Annotated in this window: 19 protein-coding genes; 7 read left to right on the top strand and 12 right to left on the bottom strand. The window is 47.5% G+C overall.

What is annotated here, in order from left to right:
- The first annotated feature begins 1 nt into the window (after nucleotide 1).
- A complete protein-coding gene (locus ACN0UY_RS01610) occupies nucleotides 2-1,420 on the top strand; it encodes a M20/M25/M40 family metallo-hydrolase (protein ID WP_417665075.1) in 1,419 nt (472 codons plus the stop codon).
- On the opposite strand, the gene ACN0UY_RS01605 is transcribed toward ACN0UY_RS01610, so the two are convergent.
- Nucleotides 1,417-1,848: an acyl-CoA thioesterase gene (locus ACN0UY_RS01605; RefSeq protein ID WP_417665074.1), complete on the bottom strand. Its 432-nt coding sequence runs from the start codon at nucleotides 1,846-1,848 to the stop codon at nucleotides 1,417-1,419. The two genes, ACN0UY_RS01610 and ACN0UY_RS01605, sit on opposite strands and share 4 nt — an antisense overlap.
- 128 nt (nucleotides 1,849-1,976) lie before the next feature.
- On the opposite strand from ACN0UY_RS01605, the gene ACN0UY_RS01600 reads away from it, so the two are divergent.
- Nucleotides 1,977-3,422 (top strand): protein adenylyltransferase SelO, encoded by a 1,446-nt coding sequence (locus tag ACN0UY_RS01600; protein ID WP_417665073.1) that lies wholly within the window; start codon nucleotides 1,977-1,979, stop codon nucleotides 3,420-3,422.
- A 24-nt stretch (nucleotides 3,423-3,446) separates the two neighbouring features.
- Here the strand turns inward: ACN0UY_RS01600 and ACN0UY_RS01595 are convergent, their stop codons facing one another.
- From ACN0UY_RS01595 to ACN0UY_RS01560, 8 genes are all read right to left on the bottom strand, one after another.
- Nucleotides 3,447-5,273 carry a hypothetical protein gene (locus ACN0UY_RS01595; protein ID WP_417665072.1) on the bottom strand — a complete coding sequence of 609 codons (1,827 nt, stop codon included), beginning with the start codon at nucleotides 5,271-5,273 and terminating at the stop codon, nucleotides 3,447-3,449.
- Between the two features lie 72 nt (nucleotides 5,274-5,345).
- On the bottom strand, nucleotides 5,346-5,732 hold the full coding sequence (locus tag ACN0UY_RS01590) for a YchJ family protein (RefSeq protein WP_417665071.1): 387 nt from the start codon (nucleotides 5,730-5,732) through the stop codon (nucleotides 5,346-5,348).
- On the bottom strand, nucleotides 5,725-6,600 hold the full coding sequence (rluF, locus tag ACN0UY_RS01585) for a 23S rRNA pseudouridine(2604) synthase RluF (RefSeq protein WP_417665070.1): 876 nt from the start codon (nucleotides 6,598-6,600) through the stop codon (nucleotides 5,725-5,727). Before rluF ends, ACN0UY_RS01590 begins: the two co-directional genes overlap by 8 nt.
- Before the next feature lie 15 nt (nucleotides 6,601-6,615).
- Nucleotides 6,616-7,800, bottom strand: a complete 1,185-nt coding sequence (prpF, locus tag ACN0UY_RS01580) for a 2-methylaconitate cis-trans isomerase PrpF (protein ID WP_417665069.1) — start codon at nucleotides 7,798-7,800, stop codon at nucleotides 6,616-6,618.
- Nucleotide 7,801: 1 nt separating this feature from the next.
- Complete coding sequence (gene acnD / locus ACN0UY_RS01575) at nucleotides 7,802-10,399, bottom strand: Fe/S-dependent 2-methylisocitrate dehydratase AcnD (RefSeq protein WP_417665068.1); 2,598 nt, start codon at nucleotides 10,397-10,399, stop codon at nucleotides 7,802-7,804.
- 57 nt (nucleotides 10,400-10,456) lie between these two features.
- The gene (prpC, locus tag ACN0UY_RS01570; RefSeq protein ID WP_417665067.1) at nucleotides 10,457-11,581 is read right to left on the bottom strand and encodes a bifunctional 2-methylcitrate synthase/citrate synthase; all 1,125 of its coding nucleotides are present in this window, start codon (nucleotides 11,579-11,581) and stop codon (nucleotides 10,457-10,459) included.
- Between the two features lie 133 nt (nucleotides 11,582-11,714).
- The gene (gene prpB / locus ACN0UY_RS01565) at nucleotides 11,715-12,593 is read right to left on the bottom strand and encodes a methylisocitrate lyase (RefSeq protein ID WP_417665066.1); all 879 of its coding nucleotides are present in this window, start codon (nucleotides 12,591-12,593) and stop codon (nucleotides 11,715-11,717) included.
- Nucleotide 12,594: 1 nt separating this feature from the next.
- Nucleotides 12,595-13,284 carry a GntR family transcriptional regulator gene (locus ACN0UY_RS01560; RefSeq protein WP_417665065.1) on the bottom strand — a complete coding sequence of 230 codons (690 nt, stop codon included), beginning with the start codon at nucleotides 13,282-13,284 and terminating at the stop codon, nucleotides 12,595-12,597.
- Between the two features lie 148 nt (nucleotides 13,285-13,432).
- On the opposite strand from ACN0UY_RS01560, the gene ACN0UY_RS01555 reads away from it, so the two are divergent.
- Nucleotides 13,433-15,565, top strand: coding sequence for a putative bifunctional diguanylate cyclase/phosphodiesterase (locus ACN0UY_RS01555; RefSeq protein ID WP_417665064.1), 2,133 nt, complete (start codon nucleotides 13,433-13,435; stop codon nucleotides 15,563-15,565).
- Here the strand turns inward: ACN0UY_RS01555 and ACN0UY_RS01550 are convergent.
- On the bottom strand, nucleotides 15,558-15,878 hold the full coding sequence (locus ACN0UY_RS01550) for a hypothetical protein (RefSeq protein WP_417665063.1): 321 nt from the start codon (nucleotides 15,876-15,878) through the stop codon (nucleotides 15,558-15,560). The genes ACN0UY_RS01555 and ACN0UY_RS01550 overlap by 8 nt on opposite strands.
- Before the next feature lie 201 nt (nucleotides 15,879-16,079).
- The gene (locus ACN0UY_RS01545; protein WP_417665062.1) at nucleotides 16,080-16,967 is read right to left on the bottom strand and encodes a mechanosensitive ion channel domain-containing protein; all 888 of its coding nucleotides are present in this window, start codon (nucleotides 16,965-16,967) and stop codon (nucleotides 16,080-16,082) included.
- Nucleotides 16,968-17,095: 128 nt separating this feature from the next.
- Here ACN0UY_RS01545 and ACN0UY_RS01540 point away from each other — a divergent pair, with 128 nt between their 5' ends.
- The 3 genes from ACN0UY_RS01540 to ACN0UY_RS01530 all read left to right on the top strand — a co-directional run bounded on the left by ACN0UY_RS01540 (nucleotide 17,096) and on the right by ACN0UY_RS01530 (nucleotide 21,355).
- The gene (locus ACN0UY_RS01540) at nucleotides 17,096-17,680 is read left to right on the top strand and encodes a YceI family protein (RefSeq protein ID WP_417665061.1); all 585 of its coding nucleotides are present in this window, start codon (nucleotides 17,096-17,098) and stop codon (nucleotides 17,678-17,680) included.
- Nucleotides 17,680-18,129, top strand: a complete 450-nt coding sequence (locus ACN0UY_RS01535; protein WP_417665060.1) for a GNAT family N-acetyltransferase — start codon at nucleotides 17,680-17,682, stop codon at nucleotides 18,127-18,129. Before ACN0UY_RS01540 ends, ACN0UY_RS01535 begins: the two co-directional genes overlap by 1 nt.
- Before the next feature lie 79 nt (nucleotides 18,130-18,208).
- The gene (locus tag ACN0UY_RS01530) at nucleotides 18,209-21,355 is read left to right on the top strand and encodes a putative bifunctional diguanylate cyclase/phosphodiesterase (RefSeq protein ID WP_417665059.1); all 3,147 of its coding nucleotides are present in this window, start codon (nucleotides 18,209-18,211) and stop codon (nucleotides 21,353-21,355) included.
- Nucleotides 21,356-21,368: 13 nt separating this feature from the next.
- Here the strand turns inward: ACN0UY_RS01530 and ACN0UY_RS01525 are convergent, their stop codons facing one another.
- Nucleotides 21,369-23,405, bottom strand: coding sequence for a BCCT family transporter (locus ACN0UY_RS01525; protein ID WP_417665058.1), 2,037 nt, complete (start codon nucleotides 23,403-23,405; stop codon nucleotides 21,369-21,371).
- Nucleotides 23,406-23,518: 113 nt separating this feature from the next.
- Between ACN0UY_RS01525 and ACN0UY_RS01520 the strand changes: the two genes are divergently transcribed.
- The gene (locus ACN0UY_RS01520) at nucleotides 23,519-24,880 is read left to right on the top strand and encodes an SLC13 family permease (RefSeq protein WP_417665057.1); all 1,362 of its coding nucleotides are present in this window, start codon (nucleotides 23,519-23,521) and stop codon (nucleotides 24,878-24,880) included.
- The last annotated feature ends 5 nt before the right edge of the window (nucleotides 24,881-24,885 follow it).

The raw sequence follows: 24,885 nt of genomic DNA, 5'->3' as shown, positions 1-24,885 counted from the left end.
TATGAAGTTTGCGAAATTATTAATTCCTTTTATGTTCGCTTCACCGTTGGTGTTAGCGGAACAAGTCGCGACTCTGGAACAAGAAGAAGTGCCGTTTCACCGCGCAGCTTTCGATTTGCTGAAGCAAAGCATTCCGATACAAACCGTTCCTGGTACTGGCGAAGTACCGCGTTATGCGGCGTTAATTAAAGAAAATTTACTGAGTGTTGGGTTTTCAGACCAGGACGTAAAAATTATTCCCTATCAAGATACTGCCGCCATGCTAATCCGTTACCGTGGCGACGGAAGTAGTGGTAAAAAACCAATTTTATTCTCGGCGCACCTCGACGTGGTGCCGGCTGATCCGGATGATTGGGAACGTGACCCGTTTACCCTAATAGAAGACGAAACGTTCTATTATGGCCGTGGTACGAGCGATAACAAGTTTGATGTTGCGGTTATTACAGCAACCTTCATGCGTTTAAAATCAGAGGGTTTTGTACCTAATCGTGATCTTGTCATTGCCTTTACTGGCGATGAAGAAACGGATATGGCAACCACAATGTTACTGACCCGTGACTATCACGACGAAATTGATGCCGAATACGCCTTCGTAATAGACGGCGGTGGCGGCTTACTCGATGATGCTGGCAATGCCACCCAATATATCGTCAACAGCGCCGAAAAAACCTATGCGACCTTTACAGTTACTGCGCGCAACCCTGGTGGTCACAGCTCAGTTCCGCGTCAAGATAATGCGATTTATGATTTAGCCGCAGCTCTGCGCAAACTTGATGAATATGAGTTTCCGGTTCGCTATAACGAGCTAACCTTGTCTTATTTCAAACAAGCGGCGAAATTTGAAGGGGGCGACTTGGGCGCAGCAATGTTAGCGTTCGCTGAAAACGTAAATGACAAAAGAGCATTGGCGAAATTGCGAAGCGAACCAACCATGATCGGCAATACAGGTACTACCTGCGTGCCGACTATGCTTAAAGCGGGTCATGCCGAAAACGCCCTGCCACAATCGGCTACGGCAACTATCAACTGTCGCATTTTTCCCGGCATTTCAGTAGAGGAAACGTTATCACGAATACAGCGTGTTATGAGCAATCGTGATCTCGATTGGGAAATACTTGGAGATCCCATAGCCAGCGATGCATCACCACTTTTACCTGAGGTTTTTGCAGCTATCGAGAAAAGTATCCGCGTTGACTATCCAGGCATTCCGATTGTACCTAAGATGGCCCCTGGAGCCTCTGACGCTCTGCATTTTCGTGCAGCGGGCATTCCAAGTTACACCATGACTGGAATTTTCTTACGTCCTGAAGATGAAATGTCACATGGCTTAAATGAACGCGTGACAAAGTTTAGCTTGCCACGTTCACTAACGCTGTGGCACAACATGATTAAAACCCTAGCCAGCAACGCCGACGATTAGTCGGCTAACTCAGGCTGGTTAGCAATAATTGCTGCGCGTAAATCAGTTGGAATACCAGCTGCTTTACGCGTTTTTTTATCAACGAAAACTTGTGTCATCTGCCCTTTCGCGAGCATTTCTCCATCATCATTCTTTAATTCGAATACCACGTCCGCACTACTCGACCCTAAACGTTGGTACCCAACATGACATCGGATGTGCTCATTTGCTTGGCATTCTTGAAGGTAATCACATTGAATGTTGACCATATAGATCAGGCAAGGTGCTAACTGCGGATTCATCGCACTGTAACCGAGCTTTTCCATGAACTGGCACAACGCTTCATCGGCGTAAACCAAGTAATTAGCAAAGTATAGATGCCCTTGGCTATCCACATCGCTAAAGCGCACCCGAATTACTTCATAAAAAGGCAATTCACTTGGTTTCACAGCTTTTTCCTTCCTGTTTAATTTGAACTACTTAACATAGCAAAAAGAGGGGTGCAGTCCAAGGACTGCCCCCCTCCTCTTACGCATGATAAACTAACGGCAAACACGTAATCACCAAGGTTGTTTTTATGCCGTTTCGCCCAGAGCACAGTTACCAAGAACTCTCCGATCAGCTATGTGCATCTTGCGAGCCAACAGCAGTACAGGCACCGCAATGGATAGCGTTTAATGAAGCCTTGGCGGCGGAACTGGAGCTACCAGAAAACCTCTGGTTGTCCGAGCAAGGCTTGCAGGTGTTTTCTGGTAACCAAGTGCCCGAGTGGGCAAAGCCGGCAGCGCTTGCCTATGCGGGCCATCAATTCGCGAACTTTGTCCCCCAATTGGGCGATGGCCGTGCACTTCTATTAAGCGAAGTGGTCGATAAACACCAACAACGCTTCGACATTCAGCTAAAAGGTTCCGGCCGCACGCCATTTTCTCGCGGCGGTGATGGCCGCTCGCCAATTGGTCCGGTGTTACGCGAATATACAGTCAGTGAAGCCATGCATGCGCTTGGGGTGCCAACCACCCGCGCATTGGCGGCAGTCGCCACAGGCGAGCTGGTGCGACGTGAACAAGCCGAACCCGGTGCTATTTTGACCCGTGTAGCTGCCAGTCATCTGCGCGTTGGCACCGCACAATACGTGTTAGCGTTAAAAGACTTTGAGTTACTAAAGAACTTTGCTGATTATGTGCTACAACGCCATTATCCCGATGCTGTATCAGATGAACAGCCCTATCTGATGTTACTGCGCCAGGTCATGAACAGCCAAGCGAAATTAATTGCAAAATGGATGAGTATTGGTTTTATTCACGGCGTAATGAATACCGACAATATGACGCTAAGCGGTGAAACCATTGATTACGGCCCCTGCGCGTTTATGGAGGCTTATGACCCAGCCACCAAGTTCAGCTTCATCGACAAACGCGGGCGCTACGCGTACCAAAATCAGCCCGCTATTGGGCTTTGGAATATTGCACGATTCGCCGAAACTTTGTTGCCGTTGTTAGCAGACGACCCTGATCAAGCTGTCGCCATCGGTACCGCCGAAATTGAAAAGTTCCAAGGCATTTATGAGCAGTATTACTGGCAAAATATGAGCGCCAAGATTGGATTACCTGTTGAAACCGCACAGCCGCTAGTTACCCGCTACTTAACACTAATGCAGCAGCAACACATTGATTTTACTCTTGGGTTTCGTTATCTCGGTGATTCCAACCAAGACCGTTTACAGAAACTATTTAACAACAGCACAGATTGGCAGGCATGGCATGCAGATTGGCTGACGGCGATTGGTAAGCGCGATATTACAGCGTTGAAAACCAAACTGAATACCGTCAATCCGGCGTACATTCCTCGAAATCACTTGGTGCAGCACGTTATTGAGGCTGCAAGCGAGCAAGGCTCATTAATCGAGTTTAACCGATTGAACAAAGCCCTTAGTAAGCCTTATTTAGAACGCAGTGAGTTTGCTGACCTCATGCAACCGGCTGCCAAAGAGCAAGCTGTAACGCAAACCTTTTGCGGCACCTAGCCAAGCGAGCAAACACACCACTAGCTAGAAGCCAACCTGTTGGCAATAACTATTACTTTGCTGCACAACACCATCGCGATAGCATTGCTCCAAGTTGTTCAGTGCTGGGTCATGGTATTTAATAAAGCCGTCGTTGAGCCCATTGCGCATCACCGACGAAATTTGGCGCTTACCGTTAAGCCAGATTTCTAATTTCTCACGTCCATCTGAACGATAGTTGGTCTTGATAACCCGCGTGGAACGAGAATTCGGTATCGCTAACAACTGCAGCTCATCTTGCACCCGCTGGCCGTTGTTAAACTGCACCAAACTTGCGCCAACATCGGTGGCAGCCATGGAGTCTGACTTGGCTTGTTGCAGCCAAATCCGTTTTAACTCACCGTGCAAACGCCCATCAATGAACTGCCCTTCAACACGACCATACATGTCAGATATTTGTTGGTAGGCGCCCGTACTGAACCGATGCGGATGCGTATAATGTGCCACGAATCGGCCCTGTATTGTTCCGTCTGTGCATTGCCCCTGGCTAACGATAATATCCGCGGCACCATCATCGTAATCAAAGTTGTGTTTTCGCTGTGCGGCACGTTGCGCGGCATGTTCATCAGCGGTCAATTGAAACAAAATGTAGCTCTTAGTATCGGCATCGAGTAGACATTCTTGTTGACTGCCTGGGGTCAATTGCGCAGCAACATCCCCTGCAAGCATTGTGGTGAGCTTAGGCATATAAGAGGCCGCGTTGGCACTAGCCAAGGTTGCGTTTGAAGGTGGCTTCAGCCACGAATAAAAACCGACGGCTGGCACGTTCCATGTTCCGCCAGTGACAGACTCAGCGGATGCTGATGAGGCCGCGGTTGTGTTAGCGTCAGGCGTTCTCGAAACAGGTGCTGTGGCAACTTCTCCGAGCGATTCTACCCGCGCATAGTCAGCTGGTGCTTCTACGCGCTTAAGTTGCGCCAAACTTGGAGCTATTTGATGGCAATATGCAGTAACCGGCAGCTGCTTGCCCGCGCGGTAGCATGACGAGGAGTCCTTCAACACGGCACTGGCGAATTCCATCCAGCCATCAATTTGGCCATTCAAGGTATGATAACGCGTATTCGGTCGGCCATTCATCCAACTATTTATTAATGCACGGTTTTGCTCTAAATGCTGAGTTACTGTCACGGATCGTCCGTCGTCATTGCCGGCAACATTCACATGATCACCAACTGGCTTGCCATTGTCATAAACGCCAATATTAAAGTAACGTAGCTCACGCCATGACCCATTAAAGTTTGACCTATCAATGGTGATAACGCGGGCTTCACCGTGCAGCACACCGTCTTTGAAGTGGCCATCAATACGACCTGTTATTTGGGTTTCGCCAGAAAAAAACTCGGTGCGCGAGTACGAATTATCCGTATACACCGCGCTAACTGGTCCATTTAACTTACCTTGCGCACAATCGCCGGAAAGCACAGTAATCGACTGACCGCGCTGCTCAGTTTGCACTAAATCCGCCGTACTCTGGCGCACACGAGCAATCGCTTCTGGTGTCATTTGATGCATAACAAAACTTGAAGTCACGTCGTCGAGTGGACAATTCAAGCCATCACTCGCCTGCATCAAGCCATCGATATTTTGCTGCGTAAGTTGTTCTAAATAGGTGAGGTAACTCTGACTTTTGGCGTTGGGGATTTGCCATTTCGGCCCAGTCGCACCCGGTTCGTTATGATGCTTGTCCATCATCTCATTCCATTGGTGCGCTCGGGCGCGGTCCATTGCGCGTTCGTGTTCTTCCATCCAACTGCTGCAACCCGTAAGCAAGGAAACTAGCACGGCAATAGATCCAATTTTTACGACTGTCATTGCGTTACCCCTTCAAAATTAAGTTGTTTTAACTTTAGTCGGGATTCCGCATTGATCAAAAATTAACTGACTTTATTCGACACCTTCGCCGTCAAGGTAATACCAACGCCCATTTTCACGCACGAAATGTGATTGCTCTTCCATGACGCCAATGTCGTCATCAATCTGAAAATAAGCTTTGAAATGAACATAGCCGCGATTGCCATGGGTGCCGGTGGCCAAAATCTGTAGTTGCAGCCATGTTGGATTATCATCGGCTAAATTAAAATCACTCGGCAGACTGCTGGCATGCCACGTGTCACGCAGGTACTGCTCGCGGCCTCGGGCATAGGCGCTATAACGCGATCGCATAAGCTCTTCCGGGGTTCGAGCATGTTTCGTTCCCGCGTGAAATGGCTCACAGCATTTCGCATATTTACCGCCACCACACGGGCATTTTTTTGAAACCGGTTTAGTCATACGGCCAGCCTTTTTTGGCCTTCACCGGCGGACGACGCTTCGCACCTGTTTTCGCTACACCAGGCCTAGCTGTGCCGGGCTTTTCTGTTCCGGGTTTTGCTGTTCCGGGCTTTGGCCGACGGCTACGGTGCCCCTCTGGCGCTAAACCAGAGGAACCTTCAATAGATTTCATGAGCTGCGATAATTCATTCTCGGTTAGATTGCGCCATTGCCCGACCTGCAAGTTGCCAAGCCGTATATTCATAATACGGGTGCGCTCAAGCTTGCGAACCTCATAATCAAAGTATTCGCACATGCGTCGAATTTGGCGATTCATACCTTCAACTAAGGTTAACCGAAACACAAAGGTGGACAGTTGCTCTACTTTGCAGCGTTTGGTTCGGGTGCCCAAAATTGGTACACCGCTTGCCATGCCTGAAATAAAGTCCGGCGTAATTGGCCGATGCACAGTGACCACGTATTCCTTCTCATGCTGATTCCCCGCACGAAGAATTTTATTCACCAAGTCGCCGTTGCTGGTAAGAAAGATCAACCCTTGTGAGTCTTTATCCAAACGCCCAATTGGGAAAATACGCTCGCGGTGACGAACAAAGTTAGTGATGTTGTTACGCTCAGCAGAGTCGGTTGTGCACACCACGCCAACTGGCTTGTTCAGCGCAATAAAAACAAACTTTTCTTTGTTCTGCGCTTCAATTAAACGGCCATTCACTTTAACTTCGTCGCCAGCGCCAACTTTATCGCCAACGACTGCGGTGCGCCCATTTAAGGTCACCACACCTTGCTCAATAAAGCGGTCTGCTTCGCGCCGCGAGCAGATACCGCTTTCACTGATGAACTTATTTAACCGAACAGATTCACGTTCTTGCATTAGGGTCCTAAACGTTTAGCTTTGTGGTACACGCACCCAGCCTTCCATGAGAACCCGCGCACTGCGGCTCATAATGGCTTTCGTCACTGTCCATTCACCATTTAATTTTTTTGCTTCTGCACCAACGCGTAAGGTACCTGACGGGTGCCCAAACACAACCGCATTACGGTCACCACCGCCGGCGGCTAAATTCACCAGGGTTCCAGGAACTGCAGCTGCGGTTGCAATAGCCACGGCTGCTGTGCCCATCATTGCATGGTGTAGCTTACCCATCGACATTGCACGCACCAAAACGTCGATATCTGATGCGTTAACGGTTTTACCGCTTGAAGACACATAGTCAGCTGGCGGTGCCACAAAAGCAATTTTCGGCGTGTGTTGACGTGCGGCAGCTTCGTCAATGGAATCGATTAAACCCATTTTTACGGCGCCATGCGCGCGCAGTTTTTCAAACATCAACAGCGCATCCGCGTTTTCATTAATGGCGCCTTGCAGTTCGGTACCGGTATATCCAATGTCAGCTGCATTCACAAAAATGGTTGGGATACCGGCATCAATAAAGGTTGCCTGCAGCTTACCTAAGCCTGGCACCTCAAACTCGTCAACCACATTTCCGGTTGGAAACATGGAACCACCCTCGCCGTCTTCATCCGACGCGGGGTCCATAAATTCAACTTGCACTTCGGCCGCGGGAAAGGTCACGCCATCAAGCTCAAAATCACCAGTTTCTTGCACTTCACCGTTAGTAATAGGCACATGCGCAATAATGGTTTTTTGAATGTTCGCCTGCCAAATACGCACCACAGCAGTACCATTTTCAGGAATGCGAGCAGCGTCAACCAAACCGTTACTTATAGCAAACGAGCCTACCGCAGCGGTTAAGTTGCCGCAGTTGCCGCTCCAATCAATAAACGGTTTATCAATCGATACCTGACCAAATAAGTAATCCACATCGTGATTTGCACGTTCACTGCGCGACAAAATCACTGTTTTACTGGTACTTGATGTCGCCCCGCCCATACCATCCGTATGCTTACCGTACGGATCTGGACTACCGATAACACGTAACAATAATTTGTCACGCGCGGGGCCCGCGGTTTGAGCTGCTTGCGGCAGATCATCCAGTTTAAAAAAAACACCTTTAGAGGTGCCGCCACGCATATAGGTGGCGGCGATTTTCAATTGCGGAGGAAACGCCATACTAGCTAACCTCACCGGCTAAAAAGTCTTGTGCAAAACGCTGCAAGACGCCACCGGCAGAGTAAATCGACATTTCTTCAGCGGTGTCTAAACGGCATTTCACCGGCACTTTGACGGTTTCGCCATCCGCACGGTTAATGACCAAGGTCATCTTCGCGCCCGGCTGGATATCGCCTTCAACATCATAGGTTTCGCTGCCGTCAATGTTCAACGTTTTACGTGTTGTGCCTGCTTCAAACTCAAGCGGCAACACACCCATACCAATTAAGTTGGTACGGTGAATGCGCTCGAAACCTTCCGCAACAATACATTCAACACCAGCAAGGCGAACACCTTTCGCTGCCCAGTCGCGCGATGAACCTTGACCATAGTCCGCACCGGCAACAATGATCAGTGGCTGTTTGCGTTCCATGTAGGTTTCAATGGCTTCCCACATGCGCATGGTTTTGCCTTCGGGCTCAACCCGCGCTAGTGAACCTTGAATCACCTCGCCATTTTCATCACGCACCATTTCATTAAACAATTTCGGGTTGGCAAACGTGGCACGCTGCGCGGTCAAGTGGTCACCACGGTGAGTTGCGTAAGAATTAAAGTCTTCTTCCGGCAAGCCCATTTTGTGCAAATATTCACCCGCTGCGCTGTCTAACATAATGGCATTGGACGGCGACAAATGGTCAGTAGTGATGTTATCACCAAGCACGGCTAACGGGCGCAACCCCTTCAGACTATTGGCTGATGCAAACGAACCTTCCCAATACGGTGGTCGACGAATATAAGTGCTTTGCGGACGCCATTCATACAGCGGGTTGTTCTTCTCGCCGTAATCTACGCTCAAATCAAACATTGGGTCATAAACCGTACGGTACTGCTCTGGTTTCACCGCTGTTTTCACAATTGCATCGATTTCTTCATCGCTCGGCCAGATATCTTTTAACGTCACTGGGTTGCCATTTTTGTCCAACCCAAGCACATCTTTTTCAATATCAAAGCGAATCGAACCTGCTATTGCGTAAGCAACAACTAACGGTGGTGACGCTAAGAATGCTTGTTTGGCGTGCGGATGAATACGGCCGTCAAAGTTTCGGTTACCCGAAAGTACTGCCGTGGCGTATAAATCGCGCTTGATAATTTCATCTTTAATTTTCGGGTCTAATGCACCGCTCATGCCGTTACAGGTAGTACAGGCAAAGCCAACCACGCCAAATCCTAAGGTTTCTAGTTCAGGCAATAACTCGGCATCTTCCAGATACATTTTTACCGTTTTCGAACCCGGCGCCAGCGACGTTTTCACCCATGGCTTGCGCGTCAAACCTAACTTGTTTGCATTGCGTGCAATCAAGCCTGCCGCAATCATATTGCGCGGGTTACTGGTGTTGGTACAGCTGGTAATTGCAGCAATAATAACCGCACCGTCAGGCATGGTGCCGTCCGTCGGCTTATCATAATCGGCAGCAATACCACGCGAGCTAAGCTCTGAAGCGGGTAATAACGCATGCGGGTTTGATGGGCCTGCCAGGTTACGTTCAACTTTTGACAAATCAAACGTTAGCACGCGTTCGTATTTGGCCCCAGTCATGCTGTCAGCCCATAATCCGGTGTGCTTCGCATACTTCTCAACCAGCTCAACCTGCTTGTCATCACGACCGGTGAGTTTCAAATAGTCGATGGTTTGCTGGTCAATGTAGAACATCGCAGCCGTTGCGCCATATTCCGGCGTCATGTTGGAGATAGTTGCTCTATCACCCACTGACAAGGCATCGGCGCCCGCACCGTAAAACTCGAGGTAGGCACCAACAACGCGCTCTTTACGCAAGAAATGGGTAATCGCAAGCACTAAATCGGTACTTGTAATACCTGGCTTCAGTTTGCCAGTTAGTTCAACGCCAATGATATCTGGTAAGCGCATGTATGACGCACGGCCAAGCATGACGCTTTCGGCTTCTAAACCGCCTACACCCACAGAAATAACGCCCAAGGCGTCAACCATTGGGGTGTGGCTATCGGTACCTACACAGGTGTCTGGAAAGGCCACGTTGTCACGTATTTGCACCACCGGCGACATTTTTTCCAAATTAATTTGGTGCATAATGCCGTTGCCTGGAGGTATCACATCTACGTTTTTAAAGGCTGTTTTAGTCCAGTTGATAAAGTGAAAACGGTCGTCATTGCGACGGTCTTCAATTTCGCGGTTCTTTTCGAATGCATCTTTATCAAAACCAGCATGTTCAACCGCCAACGAGTGATCAACGATTAACTGAGTTGGTACCACTGGGTTTACTTTGGCAGGGTCACCACCTTTGTCCGCAATGGCGTCACGTAAACCGGCTAAGTCAACTAAAGCGGTTTGGCCTAAAATGTCATGGCATACCACACGGGCTGGGTACCATGGGAAATCAAGGTCACTGCGACGCTCAATAATTTGCGTTAAGCTAGCAGTTAAATCTTCAGGGTTGCAACGACGTACAAGCTGCTCTGCTAGAACTTTTGATGTGTATGGCAGGCCGTCATAAGCACCTGGTTTAATGGCTTCTACCGCGGCACGTGTATCAAAATACTCAAGTGTGGTGCCCGGGAGCTGTTTACGAAATTCAGAATTCATAACTGTCCCCTTCTATTCATTAACAAAGAGGCACCGAAGTGCCTCTTTTTCATCTGCTTAACGGTCTTCTAAAGCAGGTACAGGACGCGGTTCTGGGCCTGTATAATCCGCGCTTGGGCGAATAATACGGTTATTTGCACGTTGCTCTTTAACGTGCGCTGTCCAACCGCTAACACGTGACATCACGAAAATTGGGGTAAACAATTTGGTCGGAATGCCCATGTAGTGATACGCCGATGCATGGAAGAAATCCGCATTTGGGAATAATTTCTTCTCGCGCCACATGACTTCTTCACAACGTACAGATACATCATACAAACGGCTGTCGCCAAATTCTTGACCGAGCTTTTCAGACCAAGCTTTGATGATGTCATTGCGTGGGTCGAATTCACGATACACAGCATGACCAAAGCCCATGATTTTTTCTTTACGCTCAAGCATGCTCATTAAGGTCTGCTCAGCATCGTCGGCGTCTTTCATGTTTTCAATCAATTCCATCGCCGCTTCATTTGCGCCGCCATGCAATGGCCCACGCAACGAGCCAATCGCGCCAGTTACGCATGAGAAAATGTCTGACAGCGTTGACGCACAAACACGCGCCGTAAACGTTGACGCATTGAACTCGTGCTCTGCATATAAAATCAGTGATGTATTCATCACGTCAGTGTGCAGCTTAGACGGTGCTTTATCATGCAACAAATGCAAGAAGTGTGCGCCAATTGAATCATCATCAGTTTGCGTTTCAATACGCTTACCGTCATGAGTAAAGCGGTACCAGTACAACAAGATGCTTGGGAATGCAGCGAGCATGCGCTCAATTTTTGCATCCGCTTGGCTAAAGTCTTCTTCTGGCTCAAGGTTACCTAAGAACGAACAGCCGGTACGCATCACATCCATTGGGTGCGCGTCAGCTGGAATGCGCTCTAAAACATCTTTTAATTCTTGTGGTAAGCCACGCTGTTGCTTCAGGCGCGCTTTAAACTGCGCTAACTGATCTTTGGTTGGTAATTCGCCTTGCGCTAATAAATATGCAACTTCTTCAAAGCTTACTTTGTCGGCTAACTCTTTGATGTCATACCCTGAATAGGTTAAGCCAGAACCGCTTTTACCTACTGTACATAATGCTGTTTCGCCAGCTACTTGTCCGCGTAAACCCGCGCCTGTTAATTTCTTATCCGACATATTAACTCCTAGTCATTAAAACCCGTGTTTCGTGCGCTTCGCTTTTCGTCCGCGATGCTGATAGTACGCTGCGCTATTCGAACAGTGCGAAGCACGCACGAACAGCGTAGCGAACGAATAACGAAAAACGCTCTTATTTTTTAAACAATTGATCAAGCTTATCTTCAAATGCGTGGTAATTCAGAAAATCGTACAATTCCGCACGCGTTTGCATACTATCGACCACATCTTTTTGATGCCCTTTCGTTAGAATGCTTTCATAAACATTGAGTGCTGCTTTATTCATGGCACGGAATGCGCTCAACGGGTACAACACCAATTCGATGCCCACTTCGGCAAGCTCATCTTTGCTAAATAATGGTGTAGCACCAAACTCAGTAATGTTAGCAAGCACTGGTACATTCAAGGCATCGGTAAACGCTTTATAGTCTTCCAGGGTGTGCACAGCTTCTGCGAAAATGGCATCAGCACCCGCGTCAACACAAGCCTGAGCACGCGCGATTGCAGCTTCCAGACCTTCCTGTTGAAATGCATCAGTGCGCGCCATGATAAAAAATTGGTCATCAATACGAGCATCTACTGCAGCCTTAACACGGTCGACCATTTCTACTTGAGAAACAATTTCTTTGTTCGGACGGTGGCCGCAACGCTTTTGCGCGACCTGATCTTCAATATGGAAACCTGCGGCGCCAGCACGGGTCATTTCTTTGACTGTGCGCGCAATGTTAAACGCCCCACCCCAGCCCGTATCGGCATCAACCAGCAAAGGCACATCGGTAGCGGCGGTAATGCGACGAATGTCTTCACACACGTCATTCAAAGATGTCATGCCTAAATCAGGCAAGCCAAACGAGGCATTGGCAACGCCGGCACCTGACAAGTATAGCGCTTGATGCCCTACACGATCAGCCATCATGGCGGTGTAGGCATTGATTGTACCCACTATTTGCAAAGGCTTATTGTCGGCAATGGCCTGGCGAAACTTTGCGCCAGCACTATGAATTTGTGTCATGTTACTTCCCCAATTGTTGCAGTTTTAATTCAATATTGCCGCGCGACGCAGCAATGTGACGGCGCATCAACAGATCCGCCAATTCACCATCACGGCTCGCGATGGCATTAATAATTGCTTTGTGTTCGTCAAATGCACGCGACACTCGCGGCCCATTCATTCCCAATTGCACGCGGTACATGCGCACCAAAAAATACAGCTCGTCGCACAACATATTAATCAGATAGGGATTTTTACTACCTAGAATGATTCGGTAATGAAAATCTAAATCCCCGGCTTCTTGATAATAACTCTCGCCTTCACGCACGCGTTGTGAGGTTAAATGTTGGTCCAGCAACTCCCGCAACTGGTTAACTTCATGCTCATCCATGTTCTCAGCGGCTAATCGACACGCTAATCCCTCCAGTTCCTCACGGATCTGATATAATGCTTTTAAACCGTCAGCCGATAGTGTTACAACACGCGCGCCAGCATTTGGAATGCGCTCAATTAAGTGACAACGTTCTAAGCGTGCCATGGCCTCACGCAATGGCGCACGGCTTACATCAAATTTGCGCGCAAGCTCAGGCTCACTGATTTTGCTGCCCGCCGCAATTTCGCCCTCGACAATGGCGCGTTGCATTTCAAGCAATAGGCGGTCGGACGATGTTACCGGCGAGCGCCATAAAGGGCTCTGAAGTATTTCTGCCATGATTGTCGACATGTTTAAGTGATAAACAGCATTTTACGAGGAATATAACCAAATTCCAAGCGCCAAACGGATTTTATTGTCGACAATCAATAAATGAACCGCTTGACATGTCCCAACGTACTCATAAAAAAACACCTTTAAGGCGCGTATGACCGAGCTGCTCAATACATTTCTTGACTTTGGCCAAGCACATCAAAGCTTGGTTGCAGGCCATCATAATTTTGCATTAGTACTACTTTCATACCTTGTCGCCTTACTGGGCGTTTACACCTCGTTACTCACCCTCACACGAGCAAGTTCTTATCGCCAGCCAAAATTTCGAAGAATTTGGATATTCGTAAGCGCGTGCATTGCCGGCATTACGGTTTGGAGTATGCACTTTATTGGTATGATTGCTTTTCAGATTCCCGTGACTATCAAACATCATATTGGCATAACACTGGTTTCTGTGCTGCCAGCTATTCTTGCAAATTGGTATGCCTTGGGCACTCAGGTGAAAGTGGATGCCCCTTTTCAGGCTGGTTTAATCAAGACAGTTTTCGCCGGCTTAATCCTAGGCCTCGGCATTGGCGCTATGCATTACATTGGCATGGCTGCTATGCAATTTAATGGCGTGCTGTTATACGATGTGCGCTGGTTTATTAAGTCGATTATTGTCGCGTTATTACTTGGCACCATAGCCATGCTCACCTATCGTGCTATGGCACAGTGGGCGCAACGCACAGAGCTTGAGCGACTGTTCAGCAGACTATTTCCTGCTGCTGTTATCGCACTTGCCATCAGTGCGATGCACTACACCGCGATGTTTGCCGCGCGCTTTTATGCCACACCCAATACCAACGCAGCCCATCAGCACGATGATTGGCTCGCCTATATCATTGGTATGGCCGCTATGCTGGCTGCAGTCACCGCTGTGATAGGTACCATGGTCGATAAACGCCTCTACACGCAGGCTAAATCGCAAAAAGCCGCCGATAAAATAATCCATAATCTGGCGACCCAAGACAATTTAACAGGCTTAGCAAACAGGCAAATGTTACTCGACCGATTACAGCAACTTACCGGTTACTATTTCGCGTTGGCAATTTTTGATCTAGATAAGTTTAAGGCGCTAAATAATACCTATGGTGCAAGCTACGGCGACTTAATGCTGCAACAAGTAGCAAAACGCCTGCGTAATGTATTAGCCACCGAAACCAGCTCATCAAGTTTCGTTTCACGTCTTGGGGGGAATGAGTTTGCCGTCATTTTGCCTTGCTCACATGAAACTGATGTCGCCGCCTCAGAAAATACAATTTTGCTATTGATAAAAGATATCCAAAGGCAATTGGAACAATCTTATCAGTTGGGTCACTTCACCCATCTTTCTACGGTTTCAGTAGGAATCACACGATTTAGTGCAGGCTCCGATGCAGACACCATTTTAGGCCAAGCTAGCTTGGCACTGGCCCACGCAAAAAACGATCATCATCACAGTGGCATTGAAATTTTCCGCACTGAATTTGCTGAGCAGGCGACACAACGCATAAGCTTAGAGCAAGATCTTCGGCTGGCGATTGAGAAACAAGAACTGCAGCTTTACGTGCAGGTTCAAGTAAATAGCGCCGATCAGGTGGTCGGTGCTGAAGCCCTACTACGGTGGCAACACCCCAAACATGGATTCATTTCGCCAGCCGAATTTATTCCGTTAGCCGAAGAAACTGGCTTGATTATTCCGTTGGGGCATTTAATCATTGAACAAGCCTGCGAAATATTAAATAACTGGCAACAGCAACCAGAAACTCAACAGCTTACCTTGGCGGTGAACGTTAGCGGGCGTCAATTCCAACAACCCGACTTTGTTCAAGGGCTGCTCGCACAAATCAAGTATCACGGTATTCAACCTCATTTACTGAAGTTGGAAGTCACAGAGAGTGTCATGTTGCACGATGTTGATTTAGTCGCTGATAAAATGAATGAACTGCAAAAAATTGGGGTGCATTTTGCGATTGATGATTTCGGTACCGGTTACTCGTCAATGGCTTACTTGGCAGAACTTCCGTTCGAAACGTTAAAAATCGACTTGAGCTTCATACGCGACATGCTCACGCAACCATCCATGGCATCTATTGTGCGCGCAATGATTCAATTGGCGCATAGTCTTGATTTGAAGATTATTGCTGAAGGTGTCGAAACGCAGGCGCAACGCGACTATTTATCTGCGCATGGCTGTGACCTTTATCAAGGCTACCTATTTGGACGCCCCTTACCCGCCCACGATTTTCTTAGCAGTATCAGTTAGCACCGTAAACACTCACGTGCAGCTGATTTTGGCCGTCATACTGCACGTTAAATCCAATCGTTGATTTTTCCTTATTGGCGAATATGTCAGTGGTAACCACGGTTGCAGCACAGAGCACCTCGCCAGTTACGTAATTGGTTCGCAACGTACTGATATGCTCTATGTGAATCGCTTTGTTTGCCACGGCTCTAGCCCCAATGGCCTGCATAAGCGCTGAGCGTGCCTGACTCGTTTCGCAGGCAGGGTGTATGTCACCGCAGCCGGCAAGCAAGATACTGTTAGCGCATGCAAATAGAACAACTGAACGATGCAATAGAACCTCCGTGATACCCGTAACTCAAGTAAAAGAGGAGTCCCTTCCTGACCACCTTTCCCTGACTTATCTATCGGGAGATAGATAACTTTTGGTTAACATTTGATTATGAACATTGACTTTAGGCAAGAATAGGACTCTTCTCGCCGAAACGCAATATAACATTCGCTTATGCAGGTTAATTTAAATCGTCAGGTTCGATCAGCTGTCTGGATTTTTTTGTTCCAATTCTTTAACTGCAGTGCTGGTGAAATCATTATTCAAAAACACATCATTCAGAATGGTTTGTTCCATGAAGCTGCGGGTGCCTGACTTTGTGGGGAACCGCACAATTAAGTGAATTTCACCGGCGGCGGGCACCGAGATGGTCACACGAGGATCAGCCGATGGCACATCAATACCTCGGTGATCACTCATGCGCTGCATATAGCGCCGTGCTTGCTCAACATAATCGGAGCAGTGGCGATTGGCAGCTTCCAGAAGGGCTTGTTGCGCTGCATGCCAGTTGTCTTCTCGCTTAAACGGCACAGTAAATACGTGCAACACAAAGTCATGCGTATAACTTTCGTTGGTCACAGGCTCGGATACAAATAGCGAATTGGGTATCGAGATCATGCGTCCCGTGCGCTGATGCGAATGTTTGCCCGGCCCTACTTCCAATATCGTTGTTGTTAGTAAATTTTGGTCAATCACATCACCGCGAAAGTCTTTAATTTGGATTCGGTCACCAATACTAAATGCGCTGCCGCTTGATTTAACAAGGCTACCGGTTAAGCACATGATGAGTTCTTTCGTGGCAACGACGAATGCCACCGCAATGGCAACAATTCCCAGTGCTAATGTACGCAGTTCTTCTGCCCAGATGAGCATGAGACCAACCACCATCAGCAATAACAATGCATTACGAGTGTGAACAAACCAACGCCGACGCAAATCAGTTGAACGGACACTTTTACGAATAAATTTGGCAAGAATTGCACGCGCGATAACAATCGCAGCAATCAAGATCAGGGTCGAGATAACGGGTCGCAACAATTGCTCCGAAAATTGAAACTCGCTGAACAAATTCGTGAGTGAATCCGTATACATAGTTATATTTGTTCCCTATTCAATGCGTGGTGACTCATCATACATCAGATTACAAATTATGGTGCCCGCTGCTCGAGTAAATTTGATGTATATGCTATCTTTTATAGCCCAACAAGAGGAGTAACTGTATGTCTCTAAAAAATATTTTAGTAAGTAGTTTTATTTCAGCTGGTCTTATCATGAGTGTCGCACACGCTGACACTTGGCAGCTTGACAGTGACAACTCGGAACTCAACTTTGTTTCAGTTAAGAATGATCATGTTGCTGAAGTGCATCGTTTTACTGAACTTCAGGGTGAATGGAAAAACAACACCGTTACCATCGAAATTCCAGTTGTAAGTTTAGACACGCAAATTCCTATTCGTAACGAACGTATGCTTGAGCACCTGTTTAACTCAAACGAATATCCTATTGTAAGTGCGAAAGCAACACTTGAAGACACCGTACTACTCGACATGCCAGTTGGTGGAACCATGCCACTGTCAGCCGATATGATGGTTTACATTGCTGGCGACTCTGACACGGTAAGCGCACACATGCAGGTAACGCGCATTAGCGAAAATCGTTTTTTGGCCACCACAACACAACCGATCATTATCAACACAAGTGCGTTCAGCTTAGTTAGCGGTATTGATAAGTTGCGTGAAATTGCAGGGTTAGCGCGGATTGATTATGCAGTTCCGGTTACCTTTAGTGTGCAGTTTAGCCGTTAATGCAAACTGATTTGACTATTCGCCAGGCACGAGCGGCTGACGTGCCTCAGCTTGAAGCTCTTGAGCGCGAAACGTACGCGCTTGAGGGCTACCCGACTGCGCTATTTTACCAAGCCATCGCACAGTGGCCCGAGTTTACTACTGTTGCAACTCAAACGAATCGCGTGTTGGGGTATTTATTGGCTGCACCTGGCACCAACGATGAGCTTTGGATCATGTCGTTACTGATTGACACAAGGGCTCGCGGTCAAGGTATAGGTGCACTGTTGGTCAGGCATCTGATAGACCACATCAATCAATCGCCGAATCAGTTTAAACACCTAAAGCTAAGCGTTTCACCAACCAATCTGGCAGCGATAGCGCTGTATAAAAAAATGGGGTTTTCGAAACAGAGTCTAATCGATGACTTCTTGGGCCCTGGTGAACCTAGATTGATCATGCGTTACTAAGTGTGTTGACCTTGTAAATACATCTCCCCTATAGTGTCCCGACAGAAATTCGTGAAAATTAACCAGGACATTATTTCAATTGTCGAAGGTTCGGATTAATCCACTCGTTGTTTCCGCAACGCTTTTTACTGCACTAGTCGCTACTTTAACGATTGGTGTTTTAGGCTTGTTGATGAACGCCGTGGTTGAACCGCAAAGTCTATTCGACCAAATGTTATCCAACAATTCGTCCCTTATTTGTATTGCCATAAGCTTTGCTATTGCTGGGCTCTTATTTAAAAAACGAGTGCTACAATTTATCGGTAGTGGCGTTATTATTGTGGCAGCGTTACACAGTTTGTTGGTAGCTACGGACCTTTATAAAATACTCTTCATGCCCTGGCTCGCTGAGCTTGAGGCTGCTATTTATCCCGCCATGATCGTATTATTTATCGTTCTTGGCATCATGCTCGCATTAAATCCACAACACCCTATTCAACGCATTTGGTTGCGCGTTACAGCCGCACTTGTAACCATATCGGCGCTAGTCATGCTAGCTGTCCATACCAGCCCGAACGGCTTCATGTGGTTGGGTCCGCACCCTGATATAACCAGCGTTGCAGCGGTACTTATTTTCATTCTGGGTGGTGGCTACAGCTTACTTGCCCAGCAAGATAATCCGGTAGCAGTACTACCGAGTAAACAAGCGATGATCATTGGCTTTGTCGCGGTATTTCTTACCAGTTCTGTTTGGTACCTGATGGGTTACTCAAGCCTGAAAAATATTCAGGCTCAAGCGGAAATCGAAGTAACACGGCTCGCTTCAGCCCGTGCCACTATGGCTATGGTCAATGTCCAATTAATGGAAAGGATGACAGAACGCTGGGAAGTTGCCGCAGAGAATGGGTTCGATTTTGATCGCCGAGCCGATGTGCAGGCTTACCTACGCGATATTCCGCATTTACTGAGTCTCTCTGCATTGGATAGCAATAAAGGTACAATATGGCAAGAGCACCGCGCTGACAGCAAAATACCGAGTTTACAGGTGTTGGCTGATCCTGAGGTACAGCAATGGCTTGAGCAGCATCATATTGACACCAACTTTATCATTCCTGAATTGCACTTTGTGCACACTGATCTATCCGCTGTAGCATTAATGATTCTCCCAGTTGCTGACGTGGTAGATAACGTACGTTACCTAATTGCAGTGTTTGACTTAGATACGATGCTGAATCCGGCAACTCGACTCACCAACGATCGAATCAAAGTTTATACCCGTTTATCACCCCATGCCGAACGTAGTTTCGACATCAATAAACCGCCACATGAGAACGAATTAATCTTAGCGAGCAGTGAACTGCAAATATCCCATGGCCCACGGTTAGAGTTAACCGCAACGTTATATGATTTTTCGGAGTTATCCTGGGCCGCCAACATGCGAACTGCGATTGTTGCCTTAGGGCTATTGTTTAGTTTAGCTTTCGTTTTAATGTTTGAGCAAAATAAAGCATTACGCCATCACAGTCAGCGCATTGCGCTCAGTCAGCGTAAAATTCGCAAACAGCGTCAAGCACTTTCGATTAACGAGCAACGCTACAAAAGCTTGTTTAGTCACCACCCAGATCCGGTGTTTTCACTGGACCGAGACGGTCACTTTACACACGTCAATGATGCCTTCTGTAAACAGTTGGAGGTAACGCGCAAAGATGTTCTTAACATGCACTTCAATGCATTTTTAAGCGATGAGCAGTGTACCCGCATACAACCTATTTTTGAGCAGGTTATTACTGAGTTAAGTAGTCAGCGTTACGATGCGATTGTCACCACACATACATCTCATACACCAAAAGTATTTAATATCACCAATTTGCCAATCGTTATTGGTGGTGAAGTGATCGGTACCTTTGGCATCGGCAAAGACATCACGCAAGTACAGCAGCAAGCTGAACAATTAGCCTATCAAGCAAATCATGACGGTTTAACGGGTCTGTTTAATCGTGCAGCATTTGAGCGTGGACTCAGCACTATGCTTGCTCAACAACGGCAATTGAACGACGATAACCTGCTTGCCGTTCTATTTGTTGATTTGGACGGTTTTAAACCGGTTAACGACAGTTTAGGCCTAAAAATTGGTGATGAGATTTTGCAGCACGTTGCCGCGAGACTTCAAGCCTGTATCAAGGAACCGAACATATTAGCGCGCTTTAGCGGCGATGAATTTGTCATAGCGGTTAACCATTTAACCAACCAAGCGCAGGTTGAAGGCTTTATACAGCAAATTATGGCGTCGATTGATGAACCTTATACTGTTGGCGAACACAAGATTTATTTAACCGCTAGTATTGGCGTGACATTGTCTAAACGAACAGTAAAAAATGCCCTGTCATTGATTCAGCAAGCTGATATTGCAATGTCTCAAGCTAAGCTACAAGGTCGCAACCATTATCAGTTTTACACCGAGCAGCGGAAATCCATGTCGCAATCGGACATATTACTGCGCAGCCAACTGCAACAAGCTATCGATGCCGAAAGTCTTAAATTGTATTACCAGCCCATCGTTGATTTATCCAACGACAAAATCGTTGCAGTTGAAGCACTGATGCGTTGGACATTGGAAGACGGTACCGCTATTTCACCGGTTGAGTTTATTCCTTTGGCCGAGGCTACTGGACAAATCATTCCAGCCGGGCGCTGGGCTTTAAAGCAAGCTTGTAAAGATATTCACGAACTGCATGCCTTAGGCATAGAACGTGTTGCCGTAAACTTATCGGCGTTACAATTTCACCGTGCTAACTTCTTTGAACAAGTAGAAGCTACCTTAGCTGAAACCGACACCCCTACCGATATGATCGAGCTCGAATTAACTGAAAGTATCTTGATGGAGAATACCTCGAACGCCATCACTGTGCTGGAACGGATGCGTGAAATCGGTATCGGTGTATCCATTGACGACTTTGGTACGGGCTTCTCGGGGCTGAGTTATTTAAAAACCTTACCGGTAAGTAAATTAAAAATAGACCGCGCCTTTATCAAGGAGCTGTCAGATTCTTCAAGTGACCGTGCAATCACTCAAGGCATTATTAATATGGCTCGCCAGGTTGGCTTGGAAGTTGTCGCTGAAGGTGTCGAAACACCTGAACAGCTTGCTCTTTTGAAAGACTTCGGCTGTGGCTTCGGGCAAGGCTTTTACTTTGCCCGTCCGATGCCACTTGCCGATTTAATCCAGTTCTTAAAAACGCGCGGTTAGTTCAAGCGTTGCTTTAACTCGAAGGTTTTAAATCCTCGTCATGCTGTTCAAGATCCCACGGTAAACTCCCTGGAGATATATGCATGAACTGCAAGTAATTTTCAAACTGGTTAATCACGTCGTTGATAATATCATTCGGTTCATAACCATAGAGATCATAAGCCTGCCCGCCCTGCCGCAAGAAAACTTCCGCACGGTAATATTCCGCGTCCGATTTATCACGCTTATCGTTTATCGCAAACTGCGGACGCTGATAAGCGCGCATGCGAACTTCATAACTGAACTCAACTTCATCTTGACGACGAATCGTAAGCACCGCACGAACATGATCAGGCTCATAGTCTGCTGTCGCGTCCCATTTATTTCCACCTAGTTCTTTCGACACGTCGTTTAAACAGTCCATAACGGTGTGTTCGATAAAGTCGCGAACCTCTTTTTGACGCGGAAAATCAACGACGCCCGCCAAACGTTTTTTCCAATACGAAGGCCCTGCATGAACTCCGCGTCGATGTGTACGCATCGCCGTTTTTAAGCTGGCGTATTGGTGCCCTTCAATGACCAAAGCGCGCCACATACCGAATGCGGCGATCAAAATTATTACCGCAAACGGCAATGCACTTGCTATGGATGCCGTCTGCAAGGCGCCTAAGCCGCCAGCTAATAACAGAACGCCGGCAACAACACCCTCGGCAGTGGCCCAAAATACGCGTTGCCATACAGGCGTTTCCGACACTCCACCAGAGGCCAACGAGTCAATCACCAATGAGCCTGAATCTGATGAGGTTACAAAGAAGGTCACAATTAGAATAACCGTTGCAATGGAAAGGAAGTTGGTCCATGGCAAGCGTTCGTACAACTTAAATAATGCAATGGCTTCATCATTTTGAACTTCACTGATTAACGCGGTATAGCCTTCATTCATAATGAGACTCAAGGCCGTATCACCAAACACACTAAACCAAAAGAATGTAAACATGGTGGGTACGAACATGACGCCAAATACGAACTGGCGAATGGTGCGCCCACGGCTTATTTTGGCGATAAACAAACCAACAAACGGCGCCCAAGCAATCGTCCAACCAAAAATGAATAGTGTCCAGTTACCAATCCAGTCACTGCGTGAGTACGCCTGCAGATTAAACGTGCGCTCAACAATGTTATTTAGGTACGAGCCAGTATTTTGAAGAAATGTTTCAAGTATATGAACAGTCGGCCCCGCGAAAAATACAAAAAATAGCAATAACAACACTAACGTCATGTTTACGTAGGATAATCGCTTTATACCCTTATCCAAGCCTGCCACAACAGACATGATGGCAAATACCGTAATAACCGCAATGGCAATAATCTGAACTGTGCTGCTTATTGGTATTTCTGGCCACAGATAATGCAAGCCAGCGTTAATCTGGATAACTGAAAGCCCAAGCGTTGTGGCGATACCAAACATGGTGCCCAAAATAGCAAAGGTATCTACCGCATGCCCAGCTGGGCCATGTATTTTCTCACCGATAAGCGGATACAAAGTTGAGCGCATCGACAAGGGTAAGCCATGACGGAAGGAGAAATATGCCAGCACTAAACCGACCAAGCCGTAAATAGCCCAAATATGGAAGCCCCAATGAAAATAAGCAATCTGCATGGCCTGTTTAGCTGAGTCGACCGTTTCGGCAGCACCAACAGGTGGGCTTGCATAATGCAGTACGGGCTCAGCAACGCCAAAAAATAACAACGCAATACCGTAGCCCGCAGAAAATAGCATCGCAAACCAAGCGGGAAAACTGTATTCAGGTTCCGCATGATCAGGCCCTAGTTTTATTCGCCCCCATTTGGATACCGCAACACCGACAATAAAAACGAGGAAAATTGCTACGGCCAACATATAAAACCAACCAAAGTCTTTGGTTATCCATGCTAAGACCTGACTGAACAACTCCCCTGCTAGCTCAGGATTGCTTAAAGTACCAATAACAAGTAGCGCAATAACCGCCACGGCCGGAAAGAAAACCGGTGCCAATATGGCGGAGTTCCATTTCGCTTTTTCGCTCGACATGCGTGCTCACTCCTTTATAAATTGTTATTTAACCCTATGCGTTAAGAGGAAAAATTTCAAATTAGCGGCAACTCTGGTAGCCTGTTTTCAAATCAATCGGAGCAACTACCCCCATGTTTCACCGTATCGCTGGCCCAGCTGCCGCTGTTTGTGTTTATTTCCTCACGCATTCTATTTTTGCAATGCCCGCTGCAGCTGCATGGACATTAGCGACAACCGTATGGGTTGCATGGTGGTGGATTTCTGAAACCATTGCCCTACCGGCTACCTCGCTATTGCCCTTCGTATTGTTACCTTTAGGCGGTATTTCCAGTGTAAACGAAGTGTCCGGCGCCCTCGGCAACCCGATAATCTTGCTGTTTATGGCCGCCTTCATGTTAGCTAAAGCCGTTGAAATGAGTGGTGTTCATAAACGTATTGCGCTGGGTTTAGTGCGAAAACTGGGTAACAGTAGCGCCAGGCGCATGGTTTTTGCCTTTATGATTGCTACTGCTTTTTTGTCGATGTGGATCTCAAATACCGCGGCGGTTTTAGCCTTATTACCCGTAGCTTTAGCCTTGGCTGATGCCAGTACTGATCAAAAATTCCAACGTGCACTCCTGCTCGGACTCGCTTATTCGGCGTCGGTTGGCGGTATTGCCACGTTAATCGGCACACCGCCTAATTTAATCTTCGCATCGGTGTATGAAAGTTATACTGGAGCAAGCTTTGGCTTTACCCGCTGGATGCAAGTGGGACTACCATTGGTTGTGGTGGGTATTCCTTTGATGGCGTGGTGGTTAACCCGTGGTCTTAAAACTCAAGAAATGCTAAAAATAGCCGAAAGTGGCCCAATACGCAGCGCTGAAAAGCGTGTCTTGATGGTTTTTGGTACGGTGATTGTGCTGTGGATGACCCGCACCGCGCCATTTGGCGGCTGGTCTGAAGTTTTAGGCTTAGGTGGTATGGGCGACGCCACCGTTGCTTTTATTGGCGTGCTGGCTTTATTTGTATGGCGTGATGCCGAGGGGACGCCATTGCTTGAATGGCGTGATGCGGTAAATATTCCCTGGGGCATTCTGTTATTGTTTGCCGGCGGTATTGCCCTTGCACAAGGATTTGTTAGTAGTGGTTTAAGCAACATTATCGGCGACGCCCTGGTTGGACTTGGTGGCTTACCAACGTGGTTGTTGGTATTTTGCTTAGCTATCTCAGTAAGCCTGTTAACTGAAGTGACCTCGAACACGGCAACAGCAACCTTGCTGATGCCCGTTCTGGCCGCGGCTGCCGGAGCGCTTGAGTTACCACCGGAAATGCTCATGATTCCAGCGGCTATCGCCTGCAGCTGTGCTTTCTGTCTACCGGTAGCAACACCACCGAACTCAATCGTCTTTGCCGCTGAGCGCATTACCATCAAAACTATGGTGCGTGAAGGCATGGTGCTCAACCTGCTCATGGCAGTGGTTACCACCGTGATTGTTATGCTGTTTGTTTAACGTCT

Source organism: Pseudidiomarina sp. (assembly GCF_048268165.1).
Taxonomy (GTDB): Bacteria; Pseudomonadota; Gammaproteobacteria; order Enterobacterales; family Alteromonadaceae; genus Pseudidiomarina.
The sequence above is the reverse complement of the archived record's forward strand: the minus strand, read 5'-3'. Positions and strand labels throughout refer to the sequence as shown.